Here is a 15,141-nt window from a genome sequence, read left to right on the forward strand (position 1 = left end):
CCACCCCCGACGGCGCCCCCGTCGGCACCCCCGTCACCGACCCGCCGACCGACGGCGGCCGGGAGCCGGCACCCGAAGCCGAGCAGGCCGAGTTCGAGGGCCCGCGCCGGCGGGCCCGCCGGGAACGGGCCGAGCGCCGCGCCGCGCAGGTGCGTGCCACCGCCATCGAGGAGGCGCGCCGCGAGGCCAAGCGCCGGGCCGACGGGCGCGTGGCCGTCCAGCCCAAACCCGTGGCCCGCGGCGTCGTTCGGGGCCTGAAGATGCTGCTGGCCACGGTGATTCTGGTGATCGTCGGGATCGGGCTGGGGCTGGTCCTGTATTTCACGCCCGCGATGTCGGCCCGCGACATCGTGGTCAGCGGGACCGGGGCGGTGACCCGCGAAGAGGTCGTGGACGTGGCGCGGGTGCGGCCCGGAACGCCGCTGCTGCAGATCGATACCAAGCGGGTCGCCGACCGGGTGGCCACGATCCGGCGCGTGGCCAGCGCCCGCGTGCAGCGGCAGTACCCCTCGGCGCTGCGGATCACGATCGTCGAGCGGGTTCCGGTGGCCGTGGTGGACTTCCCGGACGGTCCGCACCTGTTCGACCGCGACGGTGTCGACTTCGCGACCGCGCCGCCGCCGCCGGCGCTGCCCTACCTCGACGTCGCCGACCCGGGGCCGAGCGACCCGGCGACCAAGGCCGCGCTGCAGGTGTTGACCGCGCTGAGCCCCGACGTGGTGGCCCAGGTGAGCCGCGTCGCGGCCCCCTCGGTGTCCTCGATCACGCTGACGCTGAGCGACGGGCGGGCGGTGATCTGGGGGACCACCGACCGCACCGGGGAGAAGGCCGAAAAGCTCGCCGCGCTGCTGACCCAGCCGGGGCGGACCTACGACGTGTCCAGCCCGGACCTGCCGACCGTCAAGTAACGCCGCGGCGAATGTGCAGTCGGTGGCACCCTCGCCGGGGAGAAAAAAACCGTGGCGCGTGTCGGCGCGCCTGCGGGGTTAGCGGGCGTCGTACCCCTACCGTTCTGTTTGCGCGGGACTACCTGACATAACTCTAAGCCTGAGGTAGAGGTTGAGGGTTTGCCAGGCGGGCGCCCCGCCACCATCCGGACAAGCCTACGGGGAGACCCCCGACCGGGACACCAGCCCATCAGGGAGGAAAACGAATGATGACCCCCCCGCACAACTACCTCGCCGTCATCAAGGTCGTGGGTATCGGTGGCGGCGGTGTCAACGCCGTCAACCGGATGATCGAACAGGGCCTCAAGGGCGTGGAGTTCATCGCGATCAACACCGACGCCCAGGCATTGTTGATGAGCGATGCCGACGTCAAGCTCGACGTGGGCCGCGACTCGACGCGCGGGCTCGGCGCCGGCGCCGACCCCGAAGTCGGCCGCAAGGCCGCCGAGGACGCCAAGGACGAGATCGAAGAGCTGCTGCGCGGGGCGGACATGGTGTTCGTCACCGCCGGCGAAGGGGGCGGGACCGGCACCGGCGGCGCACCCGTGGTCGCCAGCATCGCCCGCAAGCTGGGCGCGCTGACCGTCGGCGTGGTCACCCGGCCGTTCTCCTTCGAGGGCAAGCGGCGCAGCAACCAGGCCGAGAACGGCATCACCTCGCTGCGCGAGAGCTGCGACACGCTCATCGTGATCCCCAACGACCGGCTGCTGCAGATGGGCGACGCCGCCGTCTCGCTGATGGACGCCTTCCGCAGCGCCGACGAGGTGCTGCTCAACGGCGTGCAGGGCATCACCGACCTGATCACCACGCCGGGGCTGATCAACGTCGACTTCGCCGACGTCAAGGGCATCATGTCCGGCGCGGGCACCGCGCTGATGGGCATCGGCTCGGCCCGCGGCGAGGGCCGCTCGCTCAAGGCCGCCGAGATCGCGATCAACTCGCCGCTGCTGGAGGCGTCGATGGAAGGCGCCCAGGGCGTGCTGATGTCGATCGCCGGCGGCAGCGACCTGGGCCTGTTCGAGATCAACGAGGCGGCGTCGCTGGTGCAGGACGCCGCCCATCCGGAAGCCAACATCATCTTCGGCACCGTGATCGACGACTCGCTCGGCGACGAGGTGCGGGTCACGGTCATCGCCGCGGGCTTCGACGCCGCCGGACCGGGCCGCAGGCCCGTCGCGGGCGATGCCGCCGACGGCAGCGCCGGGGCCGCCAACGGCGGCGGGGCCCACCGGATCGAGTCGGCGAAGGCGGGCAAGCTCAGCTCGACGCTGTTCGAGCCGGTCGACGCGGTCAGCGTGCCGCTGCACACCAACGGGGCGACCCTGAACATCGGCGGTGACGACGACGACGTCGACGTGCCGCCCTTCATGCGCCGCTGAGGCGGTGGAGGTCACAATGCGGTCCCGACCACCACGGGCAATGGTGTCGGGGCCGGTTGGCCGCCGATATTTTCCGGATACTGGTGGGGTGAGCCTTCGGATCCGGCGAGTGACGACGACGCGCTCTGGCGGTGTGTCGAAGCCGCCGTTCGACACCTTCAACCTCGGCGACCACGTCGGCGACGACCCGGACGCCGTCGCGGCCAACCGGACCCGCCTGGCCACGGCCACCGGCCTCGGCGCCGATCGGGTGGTGTGGATGGACCAGGTCCACGGGGACCGTGTCGAGGTCGTCGACGGGCCGCGTGACGCCGCCGTCGGCGACACCGACGCGTTGGTGACCGGCACCCCCCGGCTGGCGCTGGCGGTGGTGACGGCCGACTGCGTGCCGGTGCTGCTGGCCGACGCGCGCGCCGGTGTGGTCGCGGCGGTTCATGCCGGTCGGGTCGGCGCGCAGCGCGGTGTCGTGAACCGTGCCGTCGCGGCCATGCAGCGCCTGGGCGCGCGTACCGCCGACATGTCGGCGCTGCTCGGCCCGGCGGTCAGCGGCGCCAACTACGAAGTGCCCGCCGCCATGGCCGACGAGGTCGACGCGGCGCTGCCGGGCAGCCGCACCACCACCTCGGCCGGAACGCCCGGGCTCGATCTGCGTGCCGGGATCGTCCGCCGGCTGCGGGACCTGGGCGTCACCTCGATCGACGTCGACCCGCGTTGCACCGTGGCCGACCCGACGCTGTTCAGTCACCGTCGGGACGCGCCGACGGGCCGGCTGGCGTCGCTGGTCTGGATGGAGTGAGCGCCGTGGCGGGGGACATGATCGGCGTCGGCGACGGAGGCGACCGCGAATCGGACCTGACGCACGCCCTGGCCGCGGTGCGCTCGCGGCTCGCGGCGGCGGCCGAGGCGGCGGGCCGCAACGTCGCCGAGATCGAACTCCTCCCGATCACCAAGTTCTTCCCCGCCACCGACGTCGCGATCCTGGCCCGCCTGGGCTGCCGGGCCGTCGGCGAGTCGCGGGAACAGGAGGCCTCGGCAAAGGTGGCCGAACTCGCCCGGCTGGCGGCAGCCTCGCCGCGTACCGAACTGCCGCCCATCAACTGGCACATGGTGGGCCACATCCAGCGCAACAAGGCCCGGTCGGTGGCCCGGTGGGCGCACACCGCGCACTCGATCGACAGCGCGCGGCTGGTGACCGCCCTCGACAAGGCTGTGGCCAAGGCGCTGGCCGAGGGCCGTCGGCCGCGACCGCTGCGCGTCTACGTCCAGGTCAGCCTCGACGGGGACGTGTCTCGCGGGGGCGCGGACGTGGGGGCGCCGGGCGCGGTGGACGAACTGTGCGCGCAGGTCGCCGGCGCCAAAGCCCTGGAACTGGCCGGGCTGATGGCGGTCCCGCCGCTGACCTGGGACCCCGAGGTGGCTTTCGACCGGCTCCAGACCGAACACCGGCGCGTGCTGCGGTCGCATCCCGAGGCGGTCGGGCTGTCGGCCGGCATGTCCGCCGACTTCGAGCTCGCCGTCAAACATGGTTCGACGTGTGTGCGTGTCGGTACCGCGCTATTGGGTCCACGGCCGCTACCGTCACCGTGAGTAGTCACTGTAGTCACATCTTTATCACAGACAACACCGCTGCGAAAACCTTCCCAGGGCTAGAAGGGGTCAACACGATGAGCACACTGCACAAGGTCAAGGCCTATTTCGGGATGGCCCCGATGGAGGATTACGACGACGAGTACTACGACGACCGTGCGCCCTCCCGCGGTTTCCCGCGCCCGCGCTTCGACGACGGGTACGGCCGCTACGAGGGGCGCGACTACGAGGATCTCCGTGACCCGCGCGGCGAACCGGCCGACTATGCGCCGCCGGGATACCGCGGTGGCTACGCGGAGGAGCACCGCTACGGTTCGGTCCATCCCCGGGAATACGAGCGGCCCGACATGCCCCGGCAACAGCGCTTCGGGTCGTGGCTGCGCAACTCCACCCGCGGGGCGCTGGCGATGGACCCGCGCCGGATGGCGATGCTGTTCGACGAGGGCAGTCCGATGTCGAAGATCACCACGCTGCGGCCCAAGGACTACAGCGAGGCCCGGACCATCGGCGAGCGGTTCCGCGACGGCACCCCGGTGATCATGGACCTGGTCTCGATGGACAACGCCGACGCCAAAAGGCTGGTCGACTTCGCGGCGGGCCTGGCCTTCGCGCTGCGCGGTTCGTTCGACAAGGTCGCGACCAAGGTGTTCCTGCTCTCGCCCGCCGACGTCGACGTGACGCCGGAGGAGCGGCGGCGGATCGCCGAGACCGGCTTCTACGCCTACCAGTAGGGCGGTCCGCCGCGCGGTGCGGCGGGGTGGCGCAGTCCGGCGCGGGCGGACCGGACCCGACGCAGATGTGTGCCCGTGTTCGCAGTCGGTACGCTGACGATGACCGCCGAGCGTGCGGCGCTTGACATCTCATCGGTAAGGTCGGGTCTTTCGTTGGTGCTGTTCTTTCAGATTCTTGGGTTTGCGCTGTTCATCTTCTGGCTGCTGCTCATCGCCCGGGTGGTCGTGGAGTTCATCCGCTCGTTCAGCCGTGACTGGCACCCCACCGGCGTCACCGTGGTGGTCCTGGAGATCATCATGTCGATCACCGATCCGCCGGTGAAGCTGCTGCGCAGGCTGATCCCGCAGCTCACCATCGGTGCGGTGCGCTTCGACCTGTCCATCATGGTGCTGCTGCTCGTCGCTTTCATCGGGATGCAACTCGCGTTCGGCGCCGCGGCGTGAGGTCCGCTGCACCGGGGCTCGAATCTGGGCTCCGGCAAGGCGACGGTTCGGCCACGCTTTAGCCTCGATTTGGTGCGCGCGATTTCACATTGCCAAGGATTGGGATTTTATTGGCCTCAATGTCTGAAATCCGTTCTCATAAATTGGCCTAATCGGCAACTTTCGGGTCTGGTGTGACAGGATGGACGGCAGTTGCACGACGGCTCGCACTCCGTTCTACACTTTCTGGAACGTTTGACAGGAACTTGAGGGGACGAAACAATGCCGCTTACACCAGCCGACGTCCACAATGTGGCGTTCAGTAAGCCACCCATCGGCAAGCGGGGTTACAACGAAGACGAGGTCGACGCCTTCCTTGACCTGGTGGAAGCCGAGCTGACGCGGCTCATCGAGGAGAATTCCGATCTGCGCCAGCGGATCGAGGAACTCGACCAGGAGCTGGCTTCCGGCGGCGGCGCCGGGTCCGCGGTGGCCGCCCAGCCCACCCAGGCGATTCCCGTCGCCGAGCCCGAACCGGAGCCCGCCAAGCCGGTGGTGGCCGCGGTCCCGGCGGCCGCGGAATCGTCGGGGACCAACGAGGAGCAGGCCATGAAGGCCGCCCGGGTGCTGGCCCTGGCCCAGGACACGGCCGACCGGCTCACCAGCACGGCCAAGGCCGAGTCCGAGAAGATGCTCGCCGATGCCCGCGCCAACGCCGACCAGATCCTCACCGAGGCCCGCAGCACCGCCGAGACCACGGTCGCCGACGCCCGGCAGCGCGCCGAGGCGATGCTGTCCGACGCCCAGACTCGCTCGGAGGCGCAGCTGCGCCAGGCCCAGGAGAAGGCCGACGCGCTGCAGGCCGACGCCGAGCGCAAACACTCCGAGATCATGGGGACCATCAACCAGCAGCGCACGGTCCTGGAAGGCCGCCTCGAACAGCTGCGCACCTTCGAGCGCGAGTACCGCACCCGGCTCAAGACCTATCTGGAATCGCAGCTCGAGGAGCTCGGCCAGCGCGGATCGGCGGCTCCCGTCGACTCCAGCGCCGACTCCGGTGGGTTCGACCAGTTCAACCGGGGCAACAACTAGCAGAACCCCGCGGTTGGCACACTGGAGCCGACCTGGACCTCAAACTTGCCTCGTCGGCTGGAGGATGACCGATGCTGATCATCGCGCTGGTGTTGGCCCTCATCGGGCTGGTCGCGTTGGTGTTCGCGGTCGTCACCAGCAACGAGCTGGTGGCGTGGGTGTGCATCGGCGCCAGTGTCCTGGGCGTGGTGCTGCTCATCATCGACGCGTTGCGGGAACGCCAGCAGCGTGCCGCGGGCGGCGCAGAGCGGGGCGATGAGCCCGCCGCGAACGATGAGGGCGAGTACGTCGACTACCCGGAGGAAGTCGCCGGCGAACCTCCCGCCACCCCGGACGCTGCGGGCGCCGCGGATTCCGGCGTCACGGAGTCCTTCGAGGAAACCGGCACCGAAGCCGGCGTGCCCGCCGACGGCCGTGGCGACGACCCGGCAAAGTAGCCGCGGCGGGCCTCAGCCGGCCCCCTCAACCGGCCCCGGTGCCGAGAAGTCCGCGGACCTCGTCGTCGCCGATCTGGCAAAAGCGGTGTAGACCTGCCCGACGGCACGGAATCCGCGCGGCACGGTCGCGCACACCACGTCGTCGGCTTCCCGGGCGAGTGTGCGACAGGCCGACTCCGGGCCGACGGGGACCGCGACGACGATGCCTCGTGGCCCCGCGGCTCGCACCGCCGCCGGCATGCTGGCACCCGTGGCGATGCCGTCGTCGACCAGCAGCACGGTCTTGCCGCGCGGGCCGGCGATCGGGCGCCCGCCGCGGTAGGCCCGCTCGCGCCGGGTGAGTTCGGCCTGCTCCTGGTCGAGCACCTCGCGCACCCCGCCGTCGGCGATCCCCAGTCGGGACAGCACGTCGTCGTTGAGCACGCGCACCAGGAACACGTCCAACGGGGCCTGCAGCGCCGCGGCGACCTCCCAGGCCACGGGGACACCGCCGCGGGCCAGCCCGTAGACGATCACGTCGCCGGTGCCGCGGTGATCGCTCAACCGCCGGGCCAGCGCGCGACCGGCCTCGCGGCGGTCACGAAAGGTTCGCGTCGCCGCTCGCCGGAGAAAGCCGCGCGGTGGTAGCCCGTAATCGCAAAATCCACTGGCGCGCATGATGAATCCACCGTGGGCAATAGATGAATGCGCCCGGCAGCGATGCGGGCCGCGCATCCGCCGGAAGTAGCGCCTTCGCATACGACTTGGCGTACTTGCTGGTGATCTCCACCCGAGACGACATCGACAACCCACTGTCCATGCCTGGCGAGCGTCACCATTTCGCGGGCATTCTTATGTGAGGCACCGAGGGTGTTTCGCGGGCAGTTTCCGTAGAGCTCGTCAGCGGCTGCCAGCAATGTCTGCGCTAGCGGCGTCGCCGCGAAGACGCCAAAGTAGCTCCACAGCCTGCCCGGCGTCTTCGACGCTCGCTCCGTTCAACTCCATCCGGCGTGCGAGGTGTCGTCATCCGCGATTATACGCTACTGATTAGCTCAAGTCAAACAACCAGAACTAGGTTTCTCGACAAATGGTTGTTTGACAAGTGGTCGCTGCTAGAGTAGTAGCGTGCTGTCTGCCTCGATTCCTGCCCGCTTGGTCGACGCTGGCGTTCAGGTGGTGACTGGCGATGCACACAGCATCACATACCGGATAGATGGCCGCGCCGTGGTAGCGGACCTAGTACTGGCAGAGCGCGTGCCATCTCCGGCCGCCGTCCTCGGTCATGTGCGCCGCCATCCCGGCCGCCGCGTCTTCGTGGTTTGCGAGACCATCTCAGACGAGGCACGTTCGGCGCTCCTGGGTGACATCGACGTGGATCTCAGCGTCGGCAGTACCGGCGAACTGGTGCTCTCCGGGCGAACGTACCGAACGCCCACACCAGGACGGCCCCACCGCGCAGCCAACGAGCGCAGTTGGCGCCGGCGGGCGGCCGAACGGGTCTGTGTGCTCACGCGTGACCAGCTCCGCCAACGCGACATCGCTGCCGCCATCGCAGTCAGCCAGCAGGCGGTGTCCAAGATGACCGAGAAGGATCCGCTGCCGGACACGCCCATGACCTCGGCTGCACGCCGGGAAATCCTGATGAAACTGGCATCGGTACCCGCAGACAGCGGACTCGTCGAAACGTACTGGTATGGAATGGATCCGGTAGTGGAGCAGGTGCGCAGCGCGACCCGACTCGGCGCGGAGCTCACCGTGCGGATCCTTGCCGGCGGCGAGGTCGCCGCCGACGTCCTGCAACCGTGGCGGGTACCAACCAGAGGTCTGGTCTACGCCAAAGAACTGGTTGACCTCTCCGAGTTCGGCCTGGTGGAGGCCACCGCCGAGGAAGCGACCTTGACCGTGCGGGTTCCCGCCGATCCGACAGTCTGGACCACCGCGTCCTGGTGGCTGCGGGTTAGTGATAGGCAGCGTTCCGACATCATCACCGTGGATCCAGTGATTGCGCTTCAGGACCTCAGCGACGGCACCGATCTCGGCGACGGTGCGCCGCAGCGTCTCGGCGACTGGATCGTGCACCGGTGACCGGAACAGCATCGGTCGTGATGGCATGCACCGCGGTGGCCGAAGACAACGGAATGCGTGCGCTGCGCGACGTGGCCGGTGTCGCCGCCGACATCGAGTACCGCGTCATCGGCAGTCACATGGTGCGGCTGCTGCGGCATGTCTACAACGTGCCAGGCATACCGCGGCTGACCTCCGACGCAGACTACCGGGATCGACGTAAACGTGGCGACCACGGGCGACCTCCACGATCGGCTCACCGCGCTGGGGTACATCGCTGAGTGCGGCAACCGCTATGAGCGAGGTGAGCAAGCGGTTGACCTCCTGGTTCCCGACGCAGCCAAACCGGGCAAGCGGATCATCGGCGAACGAGCCTTCGACGGAGCGCCAGGACTGCGCGTGGCGCTGGCCCTGCCGCCGATCAAAGTCGCTGTTACAGCGCGGCTCACGGACGGCGACGTGATTGAGTTCGAAGTCCCGGTTCCCGACGTCGAGGCAGCATTCGTGCTGAAGATGCTGGCACGTACCGTTCGCGACTCCGAACGTGACCTCCAGGACATCGAGACATTGCTGGAGATCGTGGCGTCACAACCCGAATATCGCGCATCACCGTGGCGCCTGGACGACCCGAAGATCACAAAGGCCGGCGAGCGCGGCGATGCTGCGCGTGTGGCAGCGCAGATGATCTCCAGTCCGCCGACGAGGGTGCCGGCCAGAGTGCGGGCGCTGCTCCGGCGCCATGTCGCCATCGTGTCGCGATGACTTGCCAGCAGACAGTCGTTCGATACCGCCCGCGCCCACGCATATGACCGGATTAAAACGCAATTTGCTTGCCGATCGGACCAACATCCCGATGAGTCGAGAGTGAGCCAACGGGAAGATGTCGCCGTGCTTTCGATCGTCCGCCGCCCGAGAGACCACCCGGGTTGGGGAGAATCTCCGTTCGGGAGCCTGGGGTCGGGTTTATCGACCAGCGATAACCAAAATCCGTAGTCATGTGTCGGTGAATCGTAATGACTAATGGAAGCTGGCAAATGCAAAAAATCACCTTCGCCGATGTAACGGCTGATTGTATAGCTATACAGCTAACAAAATTGTGTCCGAGGGGGGACTTGGCCATCTACGACACGGGTCGTGACCTGGCGAATCGGTACTTGACCGTCGTCCATGCCGGAGTGACCCAGTCAGACGTCGAGCGGTCGGACTAGGGGTCGAGTTGAGCGGGGGCGACTCGGCACCCGGCGGCTTGGGCTCCGGTGTGCAGGCGTCGGTCCCAAACGGCGACGATCAGGTCGGGTTCGCCGACAGCCAACGCGCTGGCCAGATGAACTGCGTCGGCTCCGCGCAAGGCATGGGCTCGAGCGAGGTGGCCGGCGTGCTGTTCAACCGTCGCGGTGAGTTCGACTGGGCGGGTCGCGGCCCAGAAGTCCTCCAAGCCACGCTCGGCATCGGCGAGCTCGGATTCGGTCAGGTCGTGATTGCGGGCCGCTGCAGCGAGTGCGGCGCGGACTTCGGGGTAGGTCAAGCGGCTGGACAATGCGGCGTCGCAGCCGTCCCAGAGCGCGGACGCCAGCGAACTCCCCGTCTCAGCGGTGAGAAGTTTGACGAAGGCGCTGGCGTCGAAGTAGACGAGCGGCACCGGGTCAGCGCCGCTGGTCGCTGACCCGGTCAGACACCGGCCGTCGCGGTCGGGGCCCGGGCCGACCCGCAGCGACGGGCCGCTGCGCGGTGGCCTTGCCAATCACGCCTTCGGCCGTGAGACGCTCCAAGGTGCCTGCGCTGTCCAGTGCCGCCAGTCGAGCGACCGGAATCCCACGGTCGGTGATGACGACCTCACCACCAGCCCGCGCTCGATCGAGCCAATCGCTGAGGTGCGCGCGCAACTCGGTCACGGATACTTCCACACCCTAACTGTACACTCACAGAGCCATGATTTGTACATGTCACCACTGGGTGCAGAAACGACGTGAGAGATTGACCTGCGCAAGCCGAAGGCGAGGTGGCAACGGGCCGATACACCGATTCGTCCGCGGCGTTGGCGACGCCGAGACGGTCGATGTCATGCTGGCTGGTCGCCTTCCGTCCAAGCTGCATCCGAAGGTGTTGCGGCGGAAGGTGTCTGCCGTCCCACGGTGGGACTTCGGCGCAGCTGGCGTTCGTGGCCAGCTGCATGGCGACGGCAGCGCCTCGGTGTCGGACACTGGGTCTAGCTTGCAGCAACGAGCTTTTGAATTCTCTGCTTGAGGTGCTGTGTGCGGTGACTGCTGGCGATCGCCTTCATTGGCGTGCTGTTGCCAGCGACCCGATTCAACGCGATGCCCAATCGATGCCAGCAATTGCTGAAAATCCACTCTGATCGAGTTCAGAGCGTATTTTCTATATCGTTAGCTAATAAATTGTGTCCGAGGGGGGACTTGGTCACTTACGACACGAGTTGAGGTCTTCCAGCTGAGTCGTTGATTCTGACGATTCATTGTTCTGGCGACGCCGCGCTGGCAACTACTGACGACGAATCAGCGCAAGCTTGTGCTGCTCCAAAGTGAGGTTCAGCGGTCAGTGGCCTAGCGCTCCGCTGAGTAGCTCGGCGACGAGGTGGATGTCATCGAGACGTAGGTCGGCGCCTTCGGGGATTGCGTTGATCAGTGATAGCGATCGGTCGGCGCGTGCGTTGAGGCAGAACTCCACGTGTTGTGCGATGTCCTGCGCGAGCTGGGACTCAGCCAGTGAAAGCTGCTCTCGCACTGTGGGTCCCGATTGTTGATCCAAAGTGAGGCGGACGATGTCAAGCAAGTCCGTGCCTTCCTTGGCTTTGCTGCGATCGAAGGTCGCTTGAAGTTTCATGGCGATCAGCGGGCCGGGCTCGGCAACTGCAACCGCGATATCAGGCTGTCCGTGCACACCGATGATGACTGGAGTCGCGGTGGCAGCAGCCCAGGCGTGCGACAGCACGAAGAGCCGGCCGGTGGGATCGTCGGGCAGCGGATGCAAATCGGCGTCGGCCACTTCCAAGACGTCGACGATCACTTTTCCGGCCGCAGTCGTGACCAGCGCCGCGTTGCGTCCTTCGACCGGCTCGCTCTTCGCTATCAGCAGTTCGAGCTGGGGTGTTTGATGGTCGCCGCGGCGGTTGACGATGTCGAGGTCGCTGGTGGCACGATGCGGGCTGCTGAGACGGCATATCACGGCCAGGCCTCCGATCACCGTCACAGGCTGACCAGTCAGGGTCTGGGTGGTGCGGATTGCGTCCGCCAGTGCCGACATTTGGGCGCCCAGCAGCTCTACCCGCGGGGTTTGAAGCTGTTTACCAGACACGTGACCACGGCTCTGGGGGGGTCCAGCTATCCAGTATCTCGCGCCCTCGACCTGGGTCCTGGGCCAGGTCGAGAGCCACGAATAGGGGGCGGGTCATGGGCCAGTACTCACTGTTCCCGTTGCCGGGAAAATCCACTGGGTCTTGCCGGTGCATGCAGACCAGGGGCGTCGGTGCAACACGCAAAACGGCTGTGGGCGTGGTGTGCTCGCGCACCGGTGCGAGCAGTTTGGCTGCGCGGCGCATCACCTGCTGGTCGGGGACGTAGAGCACCGGCGGATGGTTTGATCTGATCGCGATCGGTGCGCCGTATACGGCGGCCGCGCGCGAATCGCTGAGCGCCCATCCCGGCTCGTCGAAGTCGTCGAGGTTCACCCGCAGTGCATTAAGCAGGCTACCGTCTCGCGGCTCATTTGCGACGGCGAGTTCGGTGGGCTTCCACCGTGATGCTATCTCCCAGAAGAGTTCTGGTGTTCTGGGGTGCCCGGCCGGAGTGATCAGGTTCGCGTCGCGGAACGCGGCAATGGTGTCGGATACCGAGCTGGGGGCGCGGCCGATCTGCGTGGCGAGGGGACGAATGGAGACCACGCGGTCGGGTGTGAGCAGCATGGCTGACGCTAATTCGATGCCAACTTGACCGGCGAACGGTTCGCGCCGGCGTGGCGTGTGCATGGCAGCCGGCACGTTCGCGTCTACCAGCAGTCCATTGGCGGCGAGCCGTAGGTGGCCGCGAGTGTCCAACCAGCTCCAGCCGGCAGTGCGGAGCTCTTCGCGCGCATCGGCGGTGATGCGGTTGGCTACTACCACGCCGACGGTGTTCGGGCGCAGTTGATGACTCCACCGCTGCAGCTGGTCCCGCAGGCCCTTCGCGGTCATTAGCGACGAGGTTTTGACCTCGATGAGCAGCTGGCGGTTGTCGGGCAAGACGAGGACCCCGTCCGCGTGCGGATCGTTGGCTTCGTCCGCGCGCACGAACTTAAGACCCACCGCGGCCACAGCATCGGCGAGCTCGTCGGCGGCGTCCATTTCGGCGGGAGGCGATCCTGTCATGGGTAGATCATCGCATGATGCCGGTGTTCGGTCTATACCGAACACCGAACGCCGCTGTCTGCGGTGTGGGTGCTTGTCGGTTGCCAGGTGCCGAGAAAGCGTCGACGGTCCCGCGGTGCGGCAGCGTTGCTCTTTGGCGGTCGCTCCGTCCCTGGCCTTGGCGTGGATCGGTACTCCGACTTGACCGACATACGGCGGCGGGGCTCCTGTCGTCGTCGTTGGCGCCGCGGACGATCCATCCGTCCAGCAGCGTCGCCAACAGTGCCATCTCGACACCCACCTACGCACGCCACCGTCGTTATCCCGCGACGCGAATCAGCGATGCGACCGTGTCTTAGCCTCAATTCACCGATCGGCTGTCGGTCTGAAGTCGATTTCGGTTGTGTGCCTTGAACCGGATGTGCTGCGGGTTTTGGACGTGTGTCGTCGTCCGACCTCGTTGTCGGGTTGTTCCACTTGGTCTTTCGCGTCGAGGGTCGGTGGGAGCGCTCGGATTAGGCGATGATCGGTGTGTGTCGGTGAAACAGGTTGTCGAACAGCGTTTTCCACGCTGATTCCCATGGCCAGCCCCGCGGTAGGTGCAGGGTCAGGCGGCGGGCCGAAGACGCGATCCGAGCGGGCACGCTGATCAGGGTGCGGCGGATGGTCGCGGTGCGGGCCCTCGCCAATCGGGGCCCGGCGATGGTGGCCGCGGCGCGGGTGAGGTTGAACGCCATCACCGCGCACACCAGCCAGGCGGCGTTGGCGGCAAATCGTCCCGAGGGTAGATGTGCCAGGGCGGATGCTTTCAGGTCGGCGTGGACCTGTTCGACGATGGCGTGTCCGCGGTGGGTCTTGTCGGCGGTGACGGTGTCGAGGTCGGTGGTGGTGAAGAACGCGTGGAACCGCCAGGTGTCGAACAGGGTGGCTTGCCCGTTATCGCTGTGGTTGAGGTCGGGGATGCGGCGCACCACCAACCTGCCCGGCACCTGCTGGCTGGCTCTCTTGGAGCTGAACGCGGTGAACGCGATCTCGGCGACCTCGGCGCGCGAGATCCATCTGCCGGTGGTCTCGTCGTAGATGGCGTCGGTGTACTCGATGGGCATCCACGCGTCGTCACCGATCGTGGCGATGGCGGTCTTGACCTTCGAGTCCAGTCGCACGGTGATCGACACCTGGGATCCGCCGCGGATCGCCGCTGAGACGGTGGGGTGTCCGTAGAACGCGGAGTCTGCCCGCAGCAATACCTGTCCGGTCGAACCGGCCGACCGCAACCGGTGCGCGGTGGCCAGGGCGTCGGAGACCATCCGGGCAGCTCCGCGTGGGGACCCGCACGAGCCCTTGCGCAGCCGCTGGCCCACGATCACCGGTGCGGCGCGGTCGGTGGTGACCGTCGTGATCAGTGCGTTCAAACCCCGGACCCCGGAGTATCCGTAACCGGATCCCTGCTTGCCGGGTCCGTGCACTTCGATGATGGTGTCGTCGATGTCGACGAGTACCGGGCCCTCGATTCCGGCGACCAGCGGGATGCGGCCGTGCAGTCGGGTCAACAGCCGGGCAGCAACGGCATCGAGTTGGCGGACGTGCCCAAAGGTGAATTCACGCAGGAACGACCCCAGCGTCGACGGCGCGTAGGGCCGGTCGAACAGGATGCCCATCGCTCCATGCCGCAACAGCCTCATGTCGTCGATGCTGTCAGCGCCGGCCACCATGCCCGCGACCAGCGAGGTGACCTTCGCTCCGGCGTTGGCGCCCTTGTCGGTCGGCACGCTGAGGTGTTCATCGGCCAAGGTCGCAAGGTCGCACTGCTGGGCCAACGCCATCATCGGGACCAGACCAGCACACGAGACCAGATTCGGGTCGTCGAAGAGCGCCGACGCGACGGGTCGAGTATGAGATAGTTGCATCTACGAGATGCCCTTCGTCGTGGCCGAATGTGATCCTCAGGAAATCCCATTCTTTCACCACGACAGGGCATTTCGCCTTTACGACCCAGCCCACTCCGCTACCAATCGGTGTATCCAGGCTTAGGGTGCCTCGGAAAATGAAGTGACGCCGGAGCGGCATATGTCTACCCTCGGAGGAATTACTAAGGCGATCGTAAGTAAGTCGAGTCACGCCGCGATGTAGGCCAAATTCGGGTCACGGAAAAATCCCTGGACC

At 67.1% G+C, this 15,141-nt stretch carries 14 protein-coding genes and 3 pseudogenes; 10 read left to right on the top strand and 7 right to left on the bottom strand.

Annotated features, from left to right (window positions below):
• The 8 genes from FPZ47_RS22270 to FPZ47_RS22305 form a co-directional block, all read left to right on the top strand.
• Positions 1-908 (top strand): cell division protein FtsQ/DivIB (locus tag FPZ47_RS22270; RefSeq protein ID WP_145039599.1); only part of this gene is annotated, 908 nt, incomplete at its 5' end.
• A 248-nt stretch (positions 909-1,156) separates the two neighbouring features.
• Positions 1,157-2,326 carry a cell division protein FtsZ gene (ftsZ, locus tag FPZ47_RS22275; RefSeq protein ID WP_144950545.1) on the top strand — a complete coding sequence of 390 codons (1,170 nt, stop codon included), beginning with the start codon at positions 1,157-1,159 and terminating at the stop codon, positions 2,324-2,326.
• Positions 2,327-2,414: 88 nt separating this feature from the next.
• On the top strand, positions 2,415-3,122 hold the full coding sequence (gene pgeF, locus FPZ47_RS22280) for a peptidoglycan editing factor PgeF (RefSeq protein WP_210419965.1): 708 nt from the start codon (positions 2,415-2,417) through the stop codon (positions 3,120-3,122).
• Positions 3,123-3,139: 17 nt separating this feature from the next.
• Positions 3,140-3,913, top strand: coding sequence for a YggS family pyridoxal phosphate-dependent enzyme (locus tag FPZ47_RS22285; RefSeq protein ID WP_144950572.1), 774 nt, complete (start codon positions 3,140-3,142; stop codon positions 3,911-3,913).
• Between the two features lie 77 nt (positions 3,914-3,990).
• A complete protein-coding gene (locus FPZ47_RS22290) occupies positions 3,991-4,644 on the top strand; it encodes a cell division protein SepF (RefSeq protein WP_144950547.1) in 654 nt (217 codons plus the stop codon).
• Positions 4,645-4,797: 153 nt separating this feature from the next.
• Positions 4,798-5,088, top strand: a complete 291-nt coding sequence (locus tag FPZ47_RS22295; protein ID WP_144950574.1) for a YggT family protein — start codon at positions 4,798-4,800, stop codon at positions 5,086-5,088.
• Between the two features lie 261 nt (positions 5,089-5,349).
• Complete coding sequence (gene wag31, locus FPZ47_RS22300; RefSeq protein ID WP_144950549.1) at positions 5,350-6,159, top strand: DivIVA-like cell division protein Wag31; 810 nt, start codon at positions 5,350-5,352, stop codon at positions 6,157-6,159.
• 71 nt (positions 6,160-6,230) lie between these two features.
• On the top strand, positions 6,231-6,596 hold the full coding sequence (locus FPZ47_RS22305; RefSeq protein WP_144950551.1) for a hypothetical protein: 366 nt from the start codon (positions 6,231-6,233) through the stop codon (positions 6,594-6,596).
• A gap of 25 nt (positions 6,597-6,621) precedes the next feature.
• Here FPZ47_RS22305 and FPZ47_RS22310 read toward each other — a convergent pair.
• Positions 6,622-7,253, bottom strand: a pseudogene (locus FPZ47_RS22310) (phosphoribosyltransferase).
• The gene (locus tag FPZ47_RS28555) at positions 7,174-7,365 is read right to left on the bottom strand and encodes a hypothetical protein (RefSeq protein WP_168209537.1); all 192 of its coding nucleotides are present in this window, start codon (positions 7,363-7,365) and stop codon (positions 7,174-7,176) included. The pseudogene FPZ47_RS22310 and the gene FPZ47_RS28555 overlap by 80 nt, the downstream one beginning before the upstream one ends.
• A 383-nt stretch (positions 7,366-7,748) precedes the next feature.
• On the opposite strand from FPZ47_RS28555, the gene FPZ47_RS29015 reads away from it, so the two are divergent.
• Both FPZ47_RS29015 and FPZ47_RS22320 read left to right on the top strand, forming a co-directional pair.
• Complete coding sequence (locus FPZ47_RS29015) at positions 7,749-8,660, top strand: hypothetical protein (protein ID WP_210419966.1); 912 nt, start codon at positions 7,749-7,751, stop codon at positions 8,658-8,660.
• Positions 8,657-9,401 (top strand): annotated as a pseudogene (locus FPZ47_RS22320) (hypothetical protein). The gene FPZ47_RS29015 and the pseudogene FPZ47_RS22320 overlap by 4 nt, the downstream one beginning before the upstream one ends.
• Before the next feature lie 442 nt (positions 9,402-9,843).
• On the opposite strand, the gene FPZ47_RS22325 reads toward FPZ47_RS22320, so the two are convergent.
• The 5 genes and pseudogenes from FPZ47_RS22325 to FPZ47_RS22345 form a co-directional block, all read right to left on the bottom strand.
• Positions 9,844-10,278 carry a type II toxin-antitoxin system VapC family toxin gene (locus FPZ47_RS22325; protein ID WP_144950555.1) on the bottom strand — a complete coding sequence of 145 codons (435 nt, stop codon included), beginning with the start codon at positions 10,276-10,278 and terminating at the stop codon, positions 9,844-9,846.
• A gap of 4 nt (positions 10,279-10,282) precedes the next feature.
• Positions 10,283-10,733, bottom strand: a pseudogene (locus FPZ47_RS29790) (type II toxin-antitoxin system Phd/YefM family antitoxin).
• A 459-nt stretch (positions 10,734-11,192) separates the two neighbouring features.
• Positions 11,193-11,951 (bottom strand): prevent-host-death protein, encoded by a 759-nt coding sequence (locus FPZ47_RS22335; protein WP_144950557.1) that lies wholly within the window; start codon positions 11,949-11,951, stop codon positions 11,193-11,195.
• The gene (locus FPZ47_RS22340; protein WP_144950559.1) at positions 11,941-12,975 is read right to left on the bottom strand and encodes a transcriptional regulator; all 1,035 of its coding nucleotides are present in this window, start codon (positions 12,973-12,975) and stop codon (positions 11,941-11,943) included. The genes FPZ47_RS22335 and FPZ47_RS22340 overlap by 11 nt, the downstream gene beginning before the upstream one ends.
• A 518-nt stretch (positions 12,976-13,493) precedes the next feature.
• The gene (locus FPZ47_RS22345) at positions 13,494-14,885 is read right to left on the bottom strand and encodes an IS1380 family transposase (RefSeq protein ID WP_144950561.1); all 1,392 of its coding nucleotides are present in this window, start codon (positions 14,883-14,885) and stop codon (positions 13,494-13,496) included.
• Positions 14,886-15,141: the final 256 nt, after the last annotated feature.

This window comes from Mycobacterium helveticum (genome assembly GCF_007714205.1).
Lineage (GTDB): Bacteria > Actinomycetota > Actinomycetes > Mycobacteriales > Mycobacteriaceae > Mycobacterium > Mycobacterium helveticum.